We start from the raw sequence: 16,450 nt of genomic DNA, 5'->3' as shown, positions 1-16,450 counted from the left end.
GGGCAAGCCCGCGAAGCAGGCGACGCGATTATTCCGAGTTGGTGTTCCACACCCGGAACAACGGCTCTGCCAGAAACAGCACGAACAACAAGCGCATCACCTGCAGCGCCGTCACCAGCGGCACCGATAACTGCAGTGTCTCTGCCGTCAGGCTCATCTCGGCAATTCCGCCCGGCATCATTCCCAACGTCAGTGAACGCAGGTCCAGCGCGCTCATCACGCTCAATACCCAAGCGGCGCTGCCGGCAATCGCCATGCACAACGCCGTGGCCACCAGGGTAAGTCCCAGAAAAGACGGTGCGCGGCGAAAGAACGCGCGGTTGAAGTGGCAGGCCAGGCCACTGCCGATCAACCACTGGCCGATCTGGCTGGCGCCATTGGGCAGGGTTATCTGCAGGTTGCCCGCCAGGCTCACGGTGGCTGCCACCAGCAATGGCCCGAACAGCCATGGGTTGGGCTGGCGCAAGCGCTGCCAGAGCAGGGCGACGGCAACGCCCAGCGGCGCAATCAGCGCCAGCCAGCCCCAGCTCACAGTGCCGGTGTGATTCAGCGGCACCCCGTCACCCAGCAGGAACTTGAACAGCGCCGGCACGCACAGTACCACCGCCAGTACGCGCAGGCTCTGCGCCGCAGCCACCTGGCTGAGCGCCGCGCCATTGCGCGCGCCAAGGTTGACCATCTCCCCCGAACCGCCCGGCATGCTGGCGAAGAACGCCGTGGCACGGTCTTCACCGCTGCGTCGCAACAGCCATACGCTGATCACGCTGGACAGGGTGGTGAACAGGGCGCCGAAGAAGATCAGTGCGCAATGGCTGGCCACCTGCTCGATCACCGCCGGGGTGAAGTGCAGGCCGATACCGATGCCGATGATCCACTGCCCGCATTTACGGCCATTGGGGATTTCCGGCAACTGCCAGGGTGTCAGGCAGCGTACCAGGATGATCGCCAGCAGCGAGCCGACCATCCACGGCAAAGGCCAGCCGACCTTGCTGGCGGCAAAACCGCCAACGAGGCCGACCAGCCCGGTCGCGACAAACAACGGCAACGAGCGATCAGGCATCGGCCATCGCCCGGCGCTGCTGGCTGCGTTTGCGCCAGATGCGCAGCAGCGGCAGGGTCAGCATGCAAATGGTCAGTACCCATACCGACATGCTGATCGGGCTCGACCAGAGGATGCCCAGTTCGCCGTTGGAGATCGACAGCGCCCTGCGCAGGTTCTGTTCCATCAGCCCACCGAGGATGAAGCCGAGCAGGATCGGCGACAGCGGGAAGTCCAGCTTGCGCAGGATATAGCCCATGATGCCGATGCCGACCATCAGGAACAGGTCGAAGGTGGTGGCATGCACGGCGTACACCCCGATCCCCGTGATGATGGCGATCACCGGCACCAGCGCCCAGTTCGGCACGGCGAGGATGCGGGTGAAGATGCGGATCATCGGGATGTTCAGGATTACCAGCATGATGTTGGCGATGAACAGCGAGGCGATCAGGCCCCAGACGATGTCTGGCTGCTGTTCGAACAGCAGTGGACCTGGGGTGATGTTGTACAAGGTCAGTGCGCCGATCATCACCGCAGTGGTGCCCGAGCCGGGTACACCCAGGGTCAGCATCGGTACCAGGGCGCCACAGCAGGAGGCGCCGATAGCGGTTTCCGGGGCGGCCAGGCCACGGGCGTCGCCCTTGCCGAACTTGCCCTTGTCACCTGCCAGGCGTTTTTCGGTCATGTAGGCCACGGCGCTGGCCAGTGTTGCACCGGCGCCAGGCAGCACACCCATGATGAAGCCCAGCAGGCCGCAGCGGATGTTGACCACGAATACCGAGGCCGCTTCCTTGAAGTTGAACAGCATGCGCCCGGTGGCCTTGACTGCCTGGTGGCCATGGTGGGTCTTTTCCAGCAGCAGGAGGATTTCGCTGATGGAGAACAGGCCCAGCACCAGCACCACGAACTGGATGCCGTCGGCCAGGTGCACGCTGTCGCCGGTGAAGCGGTACACGCCACTGTTGGCATCGATGCCGACCGCCGACAGGAACAGGCCGATCAGTGCGGCAATGAAGGTTTTCAACGGCTTGTCGCCGGCCATGCCGCCTAGGGCGACGATGGCGAACACCATCAGCACGAAGTATTCCGCCGGGCCGAAGGCGATTGCCCATTTCGCCAGCAGCGGGGCGAACAGCACCATGCCGCAGGTGGCGATCAGCGCACCGATGAACGAACTCCAGGCCGACAGCGACAACGCTACGCCAGCCAGCCCATTGCGGGCCATCGGGTAGCCATCGAGGGTGGTCATCACGGTCGAGGCTTCGCCGGGGATGTTCAGCAGGATCGAACTGATGCGCCCACCGTACTCGCAGCCCAGGTATACCGCCGCCAGCAGGATCAGCGCCGACTCCGGCGGCAGGCCGAGGGCGAAGGCAATGGGAATCAGCAAGGCCACGCCGTTGATCGGGCCCAGGCCCGGCAGCAGGCCGACCACGGTACCGATCAGCGTACCGGTGAGGGCGGTGACCAGGTTGTAGGGGGACAGGGCGACGCCGAAGCCCTGGCCCAGGTAGCTCAAGGTATCCATGTGTCAGTTCTCCAGTACGCTCAGCAGGCCAAGGGGCAGGGGCACGTCCATCACACGGTCGAACAGCCAGTAGAGGAACAGGCTCATGCCCACTACCACGATGGCACTGTGCAGCCAGCGGCCACCATACAGGCGGGCCATGGGCACGCCGACCAGGATGGCGCTGAGGATGAAGCCCAGGGCTTCGAAGGTGCTGGCGAAAACGATCAGCAGGCCGACGCAGGCGGTGATCTTGATCAGGGTTTCGCGGTCCAGTTCCGGCTCGTCGTCCTTGCGCACGATGGGTGTGGGGCGGAACACCAGGTACAGCAGGCCCAGGCCCAGCAGGCCGAGCATCAGCAGCGGGTAGGCGCGCGGGCCCACCGGTTCATAGGAAAACGCCGCCTGGTAAGGCCAGGCCATCACGGCCAGGGCGGCGCATACCGCCAGCAGGGCCAGGGCGAAGATGCGTTGCAGGATCATCAGAGAGTCCTCATTGAGCACGGACCTTGTGGGAGCGGGCATGCCCGCGAACACCGGCAACGCCGGTGCCAGGCACCGCGGTGTCTTCTTCGCGGGCGCGCCCGCTCCCACAGGGTCGGTGAAAGGGCGGTGGCGGCTTACTGGATCAGGCCAAACTCCCTGGCCAGTGCCTTGTAGTCAGCCACTTGCTTCTTCACATAGCCGTCCAGCTCTGCACCGGTCATGGCGAAGGGGAACAGTTCGCGCTGGTCACGCAGCTTGGCGAAGTCTTCCGAGGCCAGCATCTTGTCGAATGACTGTTTCCACCAGGCGTAGTCCTCGTCGCTCACCTTTGGTCCCAGGTAGAAACCGCGTACCACCGGCCAGACGATGTCGTAGCCCTGTTCCTTGGCGGTGGGGATGTCTTTCATCTCGGGCTCGTCCAGGCGGTTTTCCGAGAACACCGCGAGGATGCGCATGTTGCCGCTCTGAATGTGCGGCATCGAGTCGGAGATGTCGGTCGAGCCTACCTGGATATGCCCGCCCAGCAACGCAGTGGCGATTTCGCCGCCGCCTTCCAGGGCTACGTAGCGCAGGTCACGCGGGTTGATGCCGGCGGCCTTGGCGATCAGGGCGGTCTGCATCCAGTCCTGGCTGCCGACGGTACCGCCGGAGCCGATCACTACCTTGCTCGGGTCTTTCTTCAACGCCGCTACCAGGTCGTCGAGGGTCTTGTACGGCGAGTCGCTTTTCACTGCGATGGCGCCGTAGCTGGTGCCGACGGCGGCCAGCCATTTCACCGCGTTCTCGTCGAAGCGGCCGAACTTGCCCTGGGCCAGGTTCAGCAGCGAGCCGCTGGACCAGGCCACCAGGGTGCCGGCATCGGCCGGGCGCTGGGCGACCACGGCGTTGTAGGCCACCGCACCGACACCGCCGGGCATGTAGGTGACTCGCATCGGCTTGGTGAGGATCTTTTCCTGCACCAGGGCGCTCTGCACCAGCTTGCAGGTCAGGTCGAAGCCGCCGCCGGGCGAGGCGGGGGCAATGCATTCGGGGCGTTTCGGTTCGGCAGCGAGGGCGTTGCCGGCCAACAGCAGGCAGCCGGTAGCGAGGACGAGGCGGCGCAGTGAAAAGGTCATCGTCTATCTCCGTGAGCGTTGTTGTTATCAAGTTATCGCTATGGGGTTACCACAGCGCCACGCTGTAGCTAACCAGCAGCCGCACTTCGTCCGCGTCGCGGGCGAAGTTGGAGCGGAAGGTAGCGTTGCGCAGGCGCACGGCGACGTTCTTCAACGGGCCGCTTTGTACCACGTACTTCAGTTCGGTGTTGCGTTCCCACTCCTTGCCCTCGCCACCGGCCGCGCGGCTGACGTTGTCGCCGCTGATGTAGCGGGTCATGAAGGTCAGGCCGGGCAGGCCGAGTGCGGCGAAGTTGTAGTCGTAGCGCGCCTGCCAGGAGCGTTCGTCGGCGCCGGCGAAGTCGTTGATCTGGACGAAGTTGACCAGGTACGGGTCGGCACCATCGATGTACGGGAAGGCGCTGTCGCCGGACAGCTGCTGCCAGGCGGCGCTGACCTTGTGCCCGTCCAGGGCGTAGCTGAGCATGCCGTTGACGGTGGTGTTGTCGATGTTGCCGGCCTTGGCGGCGCCGGCGTCGTCACTCACCGCCAGGCGCAGGTCGGCGCCGAAGGTGCCCGGGCCCCATGGCTGGGTGGCGACCATGCCGATGAAGTGCTGGCGGTAGATATCGTCGAGCTGGGCAAAGTGGTAGCTGCCGGTGATGCGATCGGTGAACTGGTAGTCGAGGCCGGCCAGGTCCAGGTTGTCGGCGCTGAACGAGCCACCGAAGCGGCCGTTCTTGTTGTTCAGGGCCAGGTCTTCCCAGTTTGTGTCGTTGCGGTCCTTGGCCTTTTCCAGTCGGCCGCCGGTGAAGGTCAGGCCCTTGACCTCCTTCGAGGTGAGCAGGCCACCTTCGAAGGTTTGCGGCAGGATGCGCCCGTCGTTGGGTTGCAGGGTCGGCAGTTCGGGGATCAGCGTGCCGATCTTCAGTTCGGTCTGCGACACCTTCACCTTGCCGGTCAGGCCGAGCTTGGAGTACTCGTCGGCGGCCTTGCCGTCATCGTGGGTCGGCAGCAGGCCGGTGTCGGTGCGGTCAGGGCTGGAGTCGAGCTTGATGCCGAGCATGCCCAGCGCATCCAGGCCGAAACCCACGGTGCCATCGGTGTAACCAGACTCGAAGTTGAGCATGAAGCCCTGGGCCCACTCGTCGCGCTTGGATTGCTGCGCACTGGTGCCGTCGCGGAAATCGCGGTTGAAGTACATGTTGCGGGTTTCGAAGGTGGCCGTGCTGTCTTCGAAGAAGGCGGCCTGGCTCATCGGGGCGACACCGGCAAGCGCAAGGGCGCTGGCGATGGCGGAGGGGCGTGCGGCAAAGGAACGGGTAGGCGCGAAGGCCTGCGGCTGCGATGACAGCATCACTGATGGCTCCGTTTATTGTTCTTATTCGTTGCACCTTGCTGGTGCTTTTTTCGGCGCGAAGGGCGACCGTGGTGCGATGCTAGGTAACCAACCTTTCGCTAACCTTTCAGCGTGAAAGGTTTGTCGACAGGGCTTCACAGGCCTGCCGACAGCGGTACACTCCGCGCCACCGTCCCACCCGAGCAGGGAGAATCCGATGCGTGTGTTGTTGGTCGAAGACCACCTGCAACTGGCCGAAAGCGTGGCCCAGGCCTTGAAAAGCCATGGCCTGACCGTGGATGTGCTGCATGACGGCGTGGCCGCCGACCTGGCCCTGGCCAGCGAGGAATACGCCGTGGCGGTGCTGGATGTCGGCTTGCCGCGCATGGATGGCTTCGAGGTGCTGGCGCGCCTGCGCAGCCGTGGCAAGACCCTGCCGGTGCTGATGCTGACCGCGCGCAGCGACGTCAAGGACCGGGTCCACGGCCTGAACCTGGGCGCCGACGACTACCTGGCCAAGCCGTTCGAGCTGACCGAACTGGAAGCACGGGTCAAGGCCCTGCTGCGGCGCAGCGTGCTCGGTGGCGAGCGTCAGCAACGCTGCGGGCCGCTGGTGTACGACCTGGACATCCGGCGCTTCACCCTGGGTGGCGAAAACCTGACCCTGACCTCGCGCGAACAGAGCGTACTGGAAGCGCTGATCGCCCGCCCGGGCCGGGTTATGAGTAAGGAGCAACTGGCCGCCCAGGTGTTCGGCCTGGACGAAGAAGCCAGCCCCGACGCCATCGAAATCTACATCCACCGCCTGCGCAAGAAGCTCGACGGCCACCCGGTGGCCATCGTCACCTTCCGTGGCCTGGGCTACCTGCTTGAGCACCGCGATGCGTGACAACGGCAGCCTGCGCGGGCGCTTGCTCGGCAACCTGGCATTGCTGCTGGTGGTGTTGATGCTGGCCAGTGGCCTGAGCGCTTATTGGAACGGCCGCGAGGCCGCCGATACCGCCTACGACCGAACCCTGCTTGCCTCCGCAAGGACCATTGCCGCAGGCCTGTCCCAGCGTGACGGTTCGTTGAGCGCGGATGTGCCCTACGTGGCCCTGGACACCTTCGCCTACGACAGTGCCGGGCGCATCTACTACCAGGTGCTGGACATCCAGCAACGGCTGATTTCCGGCTACGAGAACCTGCCAGCGCCGCCGCCGGGCACGCCGCGTACCGACGATTACCCGGCGCTGGCGCGGTTCTACAACGCCACCTACCTGGGCCAGGACGTGCGCGTGGTCAGCCTGCTGAAGCCAGTGAGCGAGCCGAACATGAACGGCATGGCGGAAATCCGCGTGGCCGAGACCGAGGAAGCGCGGGTGCGCATGGCCCGAGGCTTGATGGCCGATACCCTGCTGCGCCTGGGGATGCTGGCGCTGGGCGCGCTGGTGATGGTGTGGTTTGCCGTGAGTGCCGCGTTGCGGCCGCTGGAGCGCCTGCGCACGGCGGTGGAAGAGCGCCAACCGGACGACCTGCGGGCCTTGCCGGTGGTCCAGGTGCAGCGTGAGCTGGGCCCGCTGGTGCGGGCTCTGAACCATTTCACCGAGCGTTTGCGCGGCCAGTTCGAGCGCCAGGCGCAGTTCATCGCCGACGCCGCCCACGAGTTGCGCACGCCACTGGCAGCGCTGAAGGCGCGGGTCGAGCTGGGCCTGCGTTCGGCCGAGCCGCAGGAGTGGCGGCAGACGCTGGAGTCGGCGGCCCAGGGCACTGATCGGCTGACCCACCTGGCCAACCAACTGCTGTCGCTGGCGCGGGTCGAGAACGGTGCGCGGGCGATTGCCGAAGGCGGTGCGCAGCGTCTGGATCTGAGCCAGTTGGCTCGTGAACTGGGCATGGCTATGGCACCGCTGGCGCACAAGCGCGGGGTGGCGCTGGCCCTGGAGGCCGAGGCGCCGGTGTGGCTGAAGGGGGAGCCGACGCTGCTCAACGAGCTGTTGAGCAACCTGGTGGACAATGCCTTGGCGCATACGCCGGCTGGCGGTAACGTGATCTTGCGGGTGCTGGCGCCGGCGGTGCTTGAGGTGGAGGACGACGGGCCGGGGATTCCCGAGGCCGAGCGTGAGCGGGTGTTCGAGCGCTTCTACCGGCGCAGTGCGCAGGGCAGTGGGCTTGGCTTGGCGATTGTGGGCGAGATCTGCCGGGCGCACCTGGCGCAGGTGAGCCTGCATGACGGTGCGAAGGGCGGGTTGCGGGTGCGGGTGAGTTTTATCGCGGATTGATGTGATGCCTGTACCGGCCCTTTCGCGGGTGAACCCGCTCCCACAGATACAGCGCAGCCTTCAGTAGCGGCGCGGTCCCTGTGGGAGCGGGTTCACCCGCGAAGAGAGCCGAACAGGCTGACAGTCAGCGCAACATGCTCCGCGCCTCGATCAGTTCACCGACTTCAAGCTCGGTACCGTACGGCAGGCCCAGATGGCGGTATGCCGGCAAAGCCGCCAGTGGCCGGTGGCGCCCGCGCTGGCTGATGCAGCGGGCGATTTGCACGATGTCGATGTAGTCGATCTTGTCAGTCTGCCGGTCCAGATCCTGCACCTGGCTCGGCAGGTTGACCAGTTGCTCCGGAAACTCCCAGGCCTTGAGGATCTTGTCGCCTAGCACCGGCTGGATTTGCTCGATCACATAATGCAGGCACACCGGGTCGGACAGCAGTTCGTTGTGCTCTTCGGCATAGATCAGCACCGGCAGTGCGCCAATCTGGTTGACCAGCCCGCCGAGGGTAGCCTGGTCGGGCTTGAGTTGTGTATAGCGGCGGCAGATTTCGTAGCTGATGCCCGCCACATCCAGGCTGTTGGCCCAGATATCACGTAACTTCTGCTCCACCGCCGGCGCCCGGGCGTGGAAAATCTGCTCGATCACCAGGCCAATGGCCAGGTTGCAGCTGTAGTTGATGCCCAGCCGCGTGATGGCGGTGTGCAGGTCGGTGACCTCGACCGCCGCGCGCAGCAGCGGGCTGTTGACGACCTTGATCAGGCGCGCTGAAAGGGCCGCATCGCGACCGATCACCTTGCTCAGGGCCGCCACGCTGATTTCACTGTCTTCCGCCGCCTCGCGGATGCTCAAGGCAACCTCGGGCAGGGTCGGCAGGACCAGGTCATCCTTTTCGATGGCATCGAGCAACTGTGCTTGAACCATCTCGGCCAGCTTGTTCATGGGCGTGTCTACCGCAGTGGTGGTGCGGCCCCGCCACGTAGGCGGGGCAGGCTGGTCAACGCTGGATTTCCCGGTCGCGGTCCAGTTCGTAGGGCAGGGTCAGCACCTGCAGGCGTGGGCCTTCGAGGCTGCCCAGGTGCAGGTTGTCGTCTTCCACCGCTTCGGCGCTGAGCACGGCCAGCAGTTCGCAGCCTGTGCCGTTGCTGGCAGCAATGACCACTTCACCGACCGACGAAGCATGGGTGGGCGAGAAAATCTCGGCACCCGGGGCCGGAATGGCCTGCTGATCCAGTGCCAGGCGGTACTGGCGGCGCTTGAGCTTGCCCAGGTACTGCATGCGGGCAACGATTTCCTGACCGGTGTAGCAGCCCTTTTTGAAGCTGACGCCGTCGACGGCCTGCAGGTTGATCATCTGAGGGATGAACAGCTCGCGGGTCGGCCCCATGACCTGGCCGATCCCGGCGCGAATCTGCCCCAGCAGCCAGTCGTCGAGGCTGCCTTCTGGCAGCGCGGCGGCCAGCGCCAGGCGAACGCTGTCGGCGTTGTCCGCAGGTACCCACAGTTCGACGCGGCCGGTGGACACGGCGATGGCAATCAACCCGTCGTGACGCACGGTGCTGCCGGCTGCCGCGGGCACATCAAGGCCCAGGGCCTGCAGCGCCGAATCGCCGCCTTGCAGGCCGAAGCGTGCCCAGGCAGCGCTTTCATCGGTCAGCGTCGCCTTGGAGAACACGGCGTACTTCTTGAGGTCGGCCAGCTGGGCGTCGAGCAGCTCGCTGGCCATGGCCAGCAGGTAGCCGTTGCCTTCGGGCAGGATGCGGAAACTCGATTGCATGCGCCCCTTGACCATGCAGCGGGCGCCGAGGCTGGCGTGCTCCAGGCTGAGGTAGTTGATGTTGCAGGTCAGCTGGCCTTGCAGAAACTTGCCTGCATCGGAGCCGCGGACAGCGAGGATGCCCTCGTGGGACAGGGGGCAGAAGAAAGCGGAATCGGCCATGGGTCATCGCGGTGGCTAAAGACTGGCGGCCATCATAGAACGCTGGTAACAAAATAGGTAGGTGACTAGACCAACGCCCGGTGTCGCTTCGCTCGCCTGGCTGTATACTGGCGGGCCATTCGAGGAGGGCCCCATGGTCGAACAAACTGAACTCAACCGGCTTTTCTGGCACAGCCGCCGCGGCATGCTGGAACTGGACGTACTGCTGGTGCCTTTCACCCAGGAAGTCTACCCCACGCTCAACGAGACCGACCGCGAACTCTACGTGCGTCTGTTGAGCTGCGAGGATCAGGACATGTTCGGCTGGTTCATGGAGCGCACCGAGTCCGAAGACCCGGAGTTGCAGCGCATGGTCCGCATCATCCTGGACCGTGTCCAGCCCAAGTGAATGCTTCGAGTGCCGCTGGCAAGGCTCGCGCCTGCTGCTGGCGGTCTACCTGGTGTGCCAGGTACTGGCGTGGTTCGCCGCATGGGCGAGCCCGCTCCCCTGGTGGTCAGCCTTTGCTGTTGTTGCCGCCTGTATTGCCCACGCTGTCTGGGCCATTCCCCGAAGTATTCTGCTGACGCATGAGCATGCCGTTGTCGGCCTGCGCCGTGATGTGCGTGGTTGGCAGGTGTTCAGCCGTGCCCGTGGCTGGCAGCCGGTGCGCTTGTGCCGGGATAGCTTGGCGTTGCCTGGGCTGGTGGTGTTGCGCTTTGTGCGGGCGGGGCGCTGGTTGGGGGAGAGCCAATGCGTGCCACTGGATGCGCTGGGGGCTGATGAGCACCGGCGCTTGCGGGTGCGGTTGAAGTTCAGCCGGCGCAGGTGGGCAGGGGTGAGCCGGGCATAAAACCATACCGAGTTGGCTTCTTCGCGGGCCTGCCCGCTCCCACAGGTACTGCGCAAGCCTGCAAGGCAGTGGGATTCCTGTGGGAGCGGGCGCGCCCGCGAAGGCCGCGACACCGATTTCAGATCGGGCTGAGAATGGTGTCCTTGGCCTCGTCCAGCATCCCCGGGTAATCCAGGGTGTAATGCAGCCCGCGGCTTTCCTTGCGCTGCATGGCCGACAGGATCATCAGCTCGGCCACCTGCGCCAGGTTGCGCAATTCGATCAGGTCGCGGCTGACCTTGTAGTTGCTGTAGAACTCGTCGATTTCATCCAGCAGCAGGCGAATGCGGTGCTGCGCTCGCTGCAGGCGCTTGCTGGTGCGCACGATGCCGACGTAGTCCCACATGAAGCGCCGCAGTTCGTCCCAGTTGTGCGCAATGATCACGTCCTCGTCCGAGTCGGTGACCTGGCTGGCGTCCCAGCCGGGCAGGGTCTTGGGCATCACCACTTCATCCAGGTGCGCCTGGATGTCGGCCGCGGCGGCACGGCCATAGACGAAGCATTCCAGCAGCGAGTTGCTGGCCATGCGGTTGGCGCCATGCAGGCCGGTGAAACTGGTTTCGCCTATGGCGTACAGGCCCGGTACGTCGGTGTGGCCGCGGTCGTCGACCATCACCCCGCCGCAGGTGTAGTGCGCGGCCGGTACCACCGGGATCGGCTGACGGGTGATGTCGATACCGAAGGCCAGGCAGCGCTCGTACACGGTCGGGAAGTGGCTCTTGATGAAGTCGACCGGCTTGTGGGTGATGTCCAGGTACACGCAGTCCACGCCCAGGCGCTTCATCTCGTGGTCGATGGCGCGGGCCACGATGTCGCGCGGGGCCAGTTCTTCGCGGGGGTCGAAGCGTGGCATGAAACGCTCGCCATTGGGCAGGCGCAGCAGGGCACCTTCGCCGCGCAGGGCTTCGGTGACCAGGAAACTCTTGGCCTGCGGGTGGTACAGGCAAGTCGGGTGAAACTGGTTGAACTCCAGGTTCGCCACCCGGCAGCCGGCCCGCCAGGCCATGGCGATGCCGTCGCCGCAGGCACCATCGGGGTTGCTGGTATACAGGTAGACCTTGGCTGCACCGCCAGTGGCCAGCACGGTGAAACGCGCACCGAAGGTGTCAACCTCGCCGGTGTTGCGGTCGAGCACATAGGCACCCAGGCAGCGCTCGCCGGGCAGGCCGAGGCGACGTTCGGTAATCAGGTCGACTGCCACGCGCTGCTCCAGCAACTGGATGTTCGGGCGCAGGCGGGCCTGCTCCAGCAGCGTGGTGAAGATGGCTGCGCCGGTGGCATCGGCAGCGTGGATGATACGCCGGTGACTATGGCCGCCTTCGCGGGTCAGGTGGAACTCGAAGCCACCGTCGTCGACGCTGTAGTGTTCGTCACGGGTAAAGGGCACGCCTTGCTCGATAAGCCACTCGATGGCTTCGCGGCTGTGCTCGACGGTGAAGCGCACGGCGTCTTCATGGCACAGGCCGCCGCCGGCATTCAGGGTGTCCTCGACATGCGACTGCACGGTGTCGGTATTGTCCAGCACTGCCGCGACACCGCCCTGGGCCCAGAAGGTCGAGCCGTTGGCCAGGTCGCCCTTGCTGAGCACGGCGACTCGCAGGTGGCTGGGAAGGTTCAGTGCCAGGCTGAGACCGGCGGCACCGCTGCCGATCACCAGGACATCATGTTGGAATTGTTGGCTCATGTCGGGACACTAGTATTCTTTGGAAGGGGCGCGGCACAATAGTCACGCGCCGATGGCATTGTGAAACTATCGTTGAAACCGGCTGGGTTGCCTTTATAGCAGCCCCGGGTGGCCAATTTCCATGCCACTTGCCTGGTCGCTGCAACCTTTGTGGGAACTTTCCGACATGGCGGGAAATCCTATGAAGGCTGCCCACGCGCCACAACTGCTGCGGCGACGCAGGGCGGCAGGCCTGTCCGGGCTGTCCCTGCGTACTCGAAACCTGATTATCGACGTAGCCGGCCGTGTCCGTGCCGCGTCTTCCGTGCAAGCCGACCAAGGGCTGCAGGAAACTTGCTTGGAGGGGAGAACTTTTGCGCAAAGCCCGAGTCTATGGTTGCAAGCCTGAACGATGGCTGATGCAACGCTCCTTCGAGTTCACTGAGGAGTGTTCATGCTAACCCAGGAAGAGGATCAGCAGCTTGTCGAGCGCGTTCAGCGCGGCGACAGGCGAGCGTTCGATCTGTTGGTGCTGAAGTATCAGCACAAGATTCTCGGGTTGATCGTGCGGTTCGTTCACGACACCCACGAGGCCCAGGATGTAGCACAGGAAGCCTTCATCAAGGCCTACCGTGCGCTTGGCAATTTCCGCGGAGACAGTGCGTTCTATACGTGGCTGTACCGCATCGCCATCAACACGGCGAAGAACTACCTGGTGTCCCGTGGAAGACGGCCGCCAGACAGTGATGTGAGCTCCGAGGATGCGGAGTTTTACGACGGCGATCATGGTCTCAAGGATCTCGAGTCCCCAGAGCGCTCGTTGTTGCGGGATGAAATCGAAGGCACTGTCCATCGCACCATCCAGCAACTGCCCGAAGACCTGCGCACGGCACTGACCCTGCGCGAGTTCGATGGGCTGAGTTACGAAGACATTGCCAGTGTCATGCAGTGTCCGGTGGGTACCGTGCGCTCTCGAATCTTCCGCGCTCGGGAGGCAATAGACAAAGCCCTGCAACCTTTGTTGCAGGAAACCTGAGACAGCGGCGACAGCCAAGAGAGGAACCGCCATGAGTCGTGAAGCTTTGCAGGAATCGCTGTCCGCGGTGATGGATAACGAAGCGGACGAGCTTGAACTGCGTCGTGTTTTGAACGCCGTAGACGATGCTGAAACCCGTGCCACCTGGTCGCGTTACCAGGTTGCCCGCGCAGCGATGCACAAGGAGCTGCTGCTGCCCAACCTGGATATCGCCTCGGCGGTGTCTGCAGCGCTGGCTGACGAAGCCGTGCCGGCCAAGGCCAAGAAAGGGCCATGGCGCAGCATTGGCCGCCTGGCGGTAGCTGCCTCGGTTACCGTGGCAGTCCTGGCTGGTGTACGCATGTACAACCAGGACGAGATCACTGGTGCCGAGCTTGCTGCCCAGCAACCTGCCCAGCAGGGTCTGAGTGTGCCACAAGCACAAGGCCCTGCCGTTTTGGCAGGCTATAGTGAGAGCAGTGAGCAACCGACCGGGCCGATGGCCAACGGCGTGCTGCAGAACCAGGCCGGCTGGGACCAGCGTCTGCCAGGCTACCTGCGCCAGCATGCCCAGGAATCTGCGCTCAAGGGCACTGAAACCGCATTGCCGTATGCCCGCGCCGCCAGCCTGGAAAACCGTTAAGTAAGGAGGATCATGCGCGCGCTACCTCTCCTGTCGCTGCTGATTGGCAGCTGCATGACGGTGCCAGCGTTGGCGGCCAATTCCTCGCCCGAGGCGAGCGAGTGGCTTAGCAAGCTGGCACAGGCCGAGCAAAAGCAGAGCTACCAAGGCTCTTTTGTCTACGAACGCAACGGCAGTTTCTCTTCCCACGAGATCTGGCACAGGGTCGACGACGGCAAGGTCAGCGAGCGGCTGTTGCAACTCGATGGCGCCGCCCAGGAGATCGTGCGCGTGGACGGCAAGGTAGAGTGCGTCAGCGGGGCCTTGGCCAGTGGTGTTGCGACGCCCCCGGACACCGCGCAGCGTGTGCTGGATCCGCTGAAACTCATGGGCTGGTATGACTTGAGCGTTGCGGGCAAGTCGCGGGTCGCCGGGCGCGATGCCGTGATCGTGACGCTCAGCCCGCGCGATCAGCACCGCTATGCCTTCGAATTGCACCTGGACCGTACTACCGGACTGCCGCTGCGCTCGTTGATGATCAACGACAAGGGGCAGTTGCTGGAGCGCTTCCAGATGACCCGTCTCGATACTGACGCACCCAGCGACGACGACCTGCGCGCCAGCGCTGCGTGCAAGCCGGTGCCGCATGTGGTCGCTGCCGCCAATGACACGGTCGCCGGCTGGCGTTCGGACTGGCTGCCGCCTGGTTTCGAACTGGTCAACAGCTCGGTCCGCCGCGACCCCAAGAACGACAGCACGGTCAGCAGCCTGATGTACGACGATGGCCTGGCGCGCTTCTCGGTGTTTCTCGAGTCGGTAAAGGATGAGGGCGGGACCGACATGCGCACCCAGCTTGGCCCGACTTCGGCTGTTTCGCGTCGGTTGAACACGCCCAAGGGCAAGGTGATGGTCACTGTGGTCGGCGAGATTCCGCTGGGTACCGCAGAGCGTGTGGCGCTGTCGATGCGCCCCCAGGATGGCCAGGCGCGCCAGTGATGGCGCGCATTTGCGGGCCTGGCGTGTGGGTTATGCCAAGGCGTGCGGACATGCCTCTGAAATGAAATTAAAGCATTGTCATTTGCAATCCATCGGCAAATTTTCTATAGGTCAGGCTTCTTGGAGCCTGGCCTTTCCTGCTTTGTGCAGGGGCCTTTCTAAACTACCGCTCGTTGTGACGGGAGCCGTATGTCAATACCACGCTTGAAATCCTACCTATCGATGTTCGCCGCCGTGCTGATGCTCGGCCAGGTGCTCAGCGCACAGGCCGAGGAAGCCCTGCCGGACTTCACTACCCTGGTCGAGCAGGCCTCGCCCGCAGTGGTCAACATCAGTACCAAGCAGAAACTGCCTGACCGCCGCATGGCTGCCGGGCAGATGCCCGACCTGGAAGGCCTGCCGCCGATGTTCCGCGAGTTCTTCGAGCGCAACATGCCGCAGCAGCCTCGCTCGCCGCGTGGCGACCGCCAACGCGAGGCCCAGTCGCTGGGATCGGGCTTCATCATTTCCAGCGATGGCTACGTGCTGACCAACAACCACGTGGTAGCGGATGCCGACGAGATCATCGTCCGCCTGTCGGACCGCAGCGAGCTGCAGGCCAAGCTGGTAGGCACCGACCCGCGCACCGATGTGGCCCTGCTCAAGGTCGAGGGCAAGAACTTGCCGACCGTCAAACTGGGTGATTCCGAGAAGCTCAAGGTGGGCGAGTGGGTGCTGGCCATCGGTTCGCCGTTCGGCTTCGACCATTCGGTGACCAAAGGTATCGTCAGCGCCAAGGGCCGTACCTTGCCCAACGATACCTACGTACCGTTCATCCAGACGGACGTGGCCATCAACCCGGGCAACTCGGGCGGCCCGCTGTTCAACATGAACGGCGAAGTGGTGGGTATCAACTCGCAGATCTTCACCCGTTCCGGTGGTTTCATGGGCCTGTCGTTCGCCATCCCGATCGATGTGGCGATCGATGTCTCCAATCAATTGAAGAAAGACGGCAAGGTCAGCCGCGGCTGGCTGGGCGTGGTGATCCAGGAAGTCAACAAGGACCTGGCTGAATCGTTCGGCCTGGACAAGCCGGCCGGTGCCCTGGTGGCCCAGGTGCTGGAAAACGGCCCGGCAGCCAAGGGCGGCCTGCAGGTGGGTGATGTGATCCTGAGCATGAACGGCCAGCCGATCGTCATGTCGGCTGACCTGCCGCATCTGGTCGGCAGCCTCAAGGATGGCGAAAAGGCCAAGCTGGAGATCATCCGCAACGGCAAGCGCCAGAACCTCGATATCAGTGTTGGTGCACTGCCGGACGACGATGCCGACATCGGTACCGCCGCCGAAGGCAGCGCCGAGCGCAGCAGCAACCGCCTGGGCGTTTCGGTGGCCGACCTGACCGCCGAGCAGAAAAAAGCCCTGGAACTCAAGGGCGGCGTGGTCATCAAGGAAGTCCAGGATGGCCCGGCCGCGATGATCGGCCTGCGCCCGGGTGACGTGATCAGCCACCTGAACAACCAGGCCATCGGTTCGGCGAAGGAATTCACCGAAATCGCCAAGGAACTGCCGAAGAACCGTTCGGTGTCGATGCGCGTGCTGCGTCAGGGCCGTGCCAGCTTCATTACCTTCAAGCTGGCTGAATAAGCGGTCTG

At 64.2% G+C, this 16,450-nt stretch carries 16 protein-coding genes; 8 read left to right on the top strand and 8 right to left on the bottom strand.

Features of this window, described 5'->3' with window-relative positions; all coding sequences use genetic code 11:
• Positions 1 to 28: 28 nt before the first annotated feature.
• From V3314_RS24780 to V3314_RS24760, 5 genes are all read right to left on the bottom strand, one after another.
• Positions 29 to 1,060 (bottom strand): AbrB family transcriptional regulator, encoded by a 1,032-nt coding sequence (locus V3314_RS24780; RefSeq protein WP_338459754.1) that lies wholly within the window; start codon positions 1,058 to 1,060, stop codon positions 29 to 31.
• Positions 1,053 to 2,567, bottom strand: a complete 1,515-nt coding sequence (locus V3314_RS24775) for a tripartite tricarboxylate transporter permease (RefSeq protein ID WP_046614796.1) — start codon at positions 2,565 to 2,567, stop codon at positions 1,053 to 1,055. The genes V3314_RS24780 and V3314_RS24775 overlap by 8 nt, the downstream gene beginning before the upstream one ends.
• Before the next feature lie 3 nt (positions 2,568 to 2,570).
• A complete protein-coding gene (locus tag V3314_RS24770; protein ID WP_046614795.1) occupies positions 2,571 to 3,029 on the bottom strand; it encodes a tripartite tricarboxylate transporter TctB family protein in 459 nt (152 codons plus the stop codon).
• Between the two features lie 137 nt (positions 3,030 to 3,166).
• Complete coding sequence (locus V3314_RS24765; RefSeq protein ID WP_025340435.1) at positions 3,167 to 4,147, bottom strand: tripartite tricarboxylate transporter substrate binding protein; 981 nt, start codon at positions 4,145 to 4,147, stop codon at positions 3,167 to 3,169.
• 46 nt (positions 4,148 to 4,193) lie between these two features.
• Positions 4,194 to 5,483, bottom strand: a complete 1,290-nt coding sequence (locus tag V3314_RS24760) for an OprD family porin (protein ID WP_046614794.1) — start codon at positions 5,481 to 5,483, stop codon at positions 4,194 to 4,196.
• Positions 5,484 to 5,682: 199 nt separating this feature from the next.
• On the opposite strand from V3314_RS24760, the gene V3314_RS24755 reads away from it, so the two are divergent.
• Complete coding sequence (locus V3314_RS24755; RefSeq protein WP_046614793.1) at positions 5,683 to 6,354, top strand: response regulator; 672 nt, start codon at positions 5,683 to 5,685, stop codon at positions 6,352 to 6,354.
• Positions 6,347 to 7,726 (top strand): sensor histidine kinase, encoded by a 1,380-nt coding sequence (locus V3314_RS24750; protein WP_025340432.1) that lies wholly within the window; start codon positions 6,347 to 6,349, stop codon positions 7,724 to 7,726. Before V3314_RS24755 ends, V3314_RS24750 begins: the two co-directional genes overlap by 8 nt.
• Before the next feature lie 124 nt (positions 7,727 to 7,850).
• Here the strand turns inward: V3314_RS24750 and V3314_RS24745 are convergent, their stop codons facing one another.
• On the bottom strand, positions 7,851 to 8,657 hold the full coding sequence (locus tag V3314_RS24745; protein WP_025340431.1) for an HDOD domain-containing protein: 807 nt from the start codon (positions 8,655 to 8,657) through the stop codon (positions 7,851 to 7,853).
• Between the two features lie 55 nt (positions 8,658 to 8,712).
• The gene (locus V3314_RS24740) at positions 8,713 to 9,654 is read right to left on the bottom strand and encodes a folate-binding protein YgfZ (protein WP_046614792.1); all 942 of its coding nucleotides are present in this window, start codon (positions 9,652 to 9,654) and stop codon (positions 8,713 to 8,715) included.
• A 133-nt stretch (positions 9,655 to 9,787) separates the two neighbouring features.
• Between V3314_RS24740 and V3314_RS24735 the strand changes: the two genes are divergently transcribed.
• Positions 9,788 to 10,042, top strand: coding sequence for a succinate dehydrogenase assembly factor 2 (locus tag V3314_RS24735; protein ID WP_003252043.1), 255 nt, complete (start codon positions 9,788 to 9,790; stop codon positions 10,040 to 10,042).
• Positions 10,026 to 10,484 carry a protein YgfX gene (locus V3314_RS24730; RefSeq protein ID WP_338459751.1) on the top strand — a complete coding sequence of 153 codons (459 nt, stop codon included), beginning with the start codon at positions 10,026 to 10,028 and terminating at the stop codon, positions 10,482 to 10,484. Before V3314_RS24735 ends, V3314_RS24730 begins: the two co-directional genes overlap by 17 nt.
• Positions 10,485 to 10,602: 118 nt before the next feature.
• Here the strand turns inward: V3314_RS24730 and nadB are convergent, their stop codons facing one another.
• On the bottom strand, positions 10,603 to 12,207 hold the full coding sequence (gene nadB, locus V3314_RS24725) for an L-aspartate oxidase (protein WP_046614790.1): 1,605 nt from the start codon (positions 12,205 to 12,207) through the stop codon (positions 10,603 to 10,605).
• A 433-nt stretch (positions 12,208 to 12,640) separates the two neighbouring features.
• On the opposite strand from nadB, the gene rpoE reads away from it, so the two are divergent.
• From rpoE to V3314_RS24705, 4 genes are all read left to right on the top strand, one after another.
• Entirely contained in the window at positions 12,641 to 13,222 is a 582-nt protein-coding gene (gene rpoE / locus V3314_RS24720) for an RNA polymerase sigma factor RpoE (RefSeq protein WP_003252049.1), read from the top strand.
• A 31-nt stretch (positions 13,223 to 13,253) separates the two neighbouring features.
• Complete coding sequence (locus V3314_RS24715) at positions 13,254 to 13,844, top strand: RseA family anti-sigma factor (protein ID WP_013973999.1); 591 nt, start codon at positions 13,254 to 13,256, stop codon at positions 13,842 to 13,844.
• Between the two features lie 12 nt (positions 13,845 to 13,856).
• Entirely contained in the window at positions 13,857 to 14,819 is a 963-nt protein-coding gene (locus V3314_RS24710) for a MucB/RseB C-terminal domain-containing protein (protein WP_046614789.1), read from the top strand.
• A 189-nt stretch (positions 14,820 to 15,008) separates the two neighbouring features.
• Entirely contained in the window at positions 15,009 to 16,442 is a 1,434-nt protein-coding gene (locus V3314_RS24705) for a DegQ family serine endoprotease (protein WP_046614788.1), read from the top strand.
• Positions 16,443 to 16,450 lie beyond the last annotated feature (8 nt).

Source organism: Pseudomonas sp. TE3-3-F2023 (assembly GCF_036784815.1).
Taxonomy (GTDB): Bacteria; Pseudomonadota; Gammaproteobacteria; order Pseudomonadales; family Pseudomonadaceae; genus Aquipseudomonas; species Aquipseudomonas pudica.
Note: the sequence above shows the minus strand (reverse complement) of the source record. Positions and strands in the feature narration are given on the sequence as shown.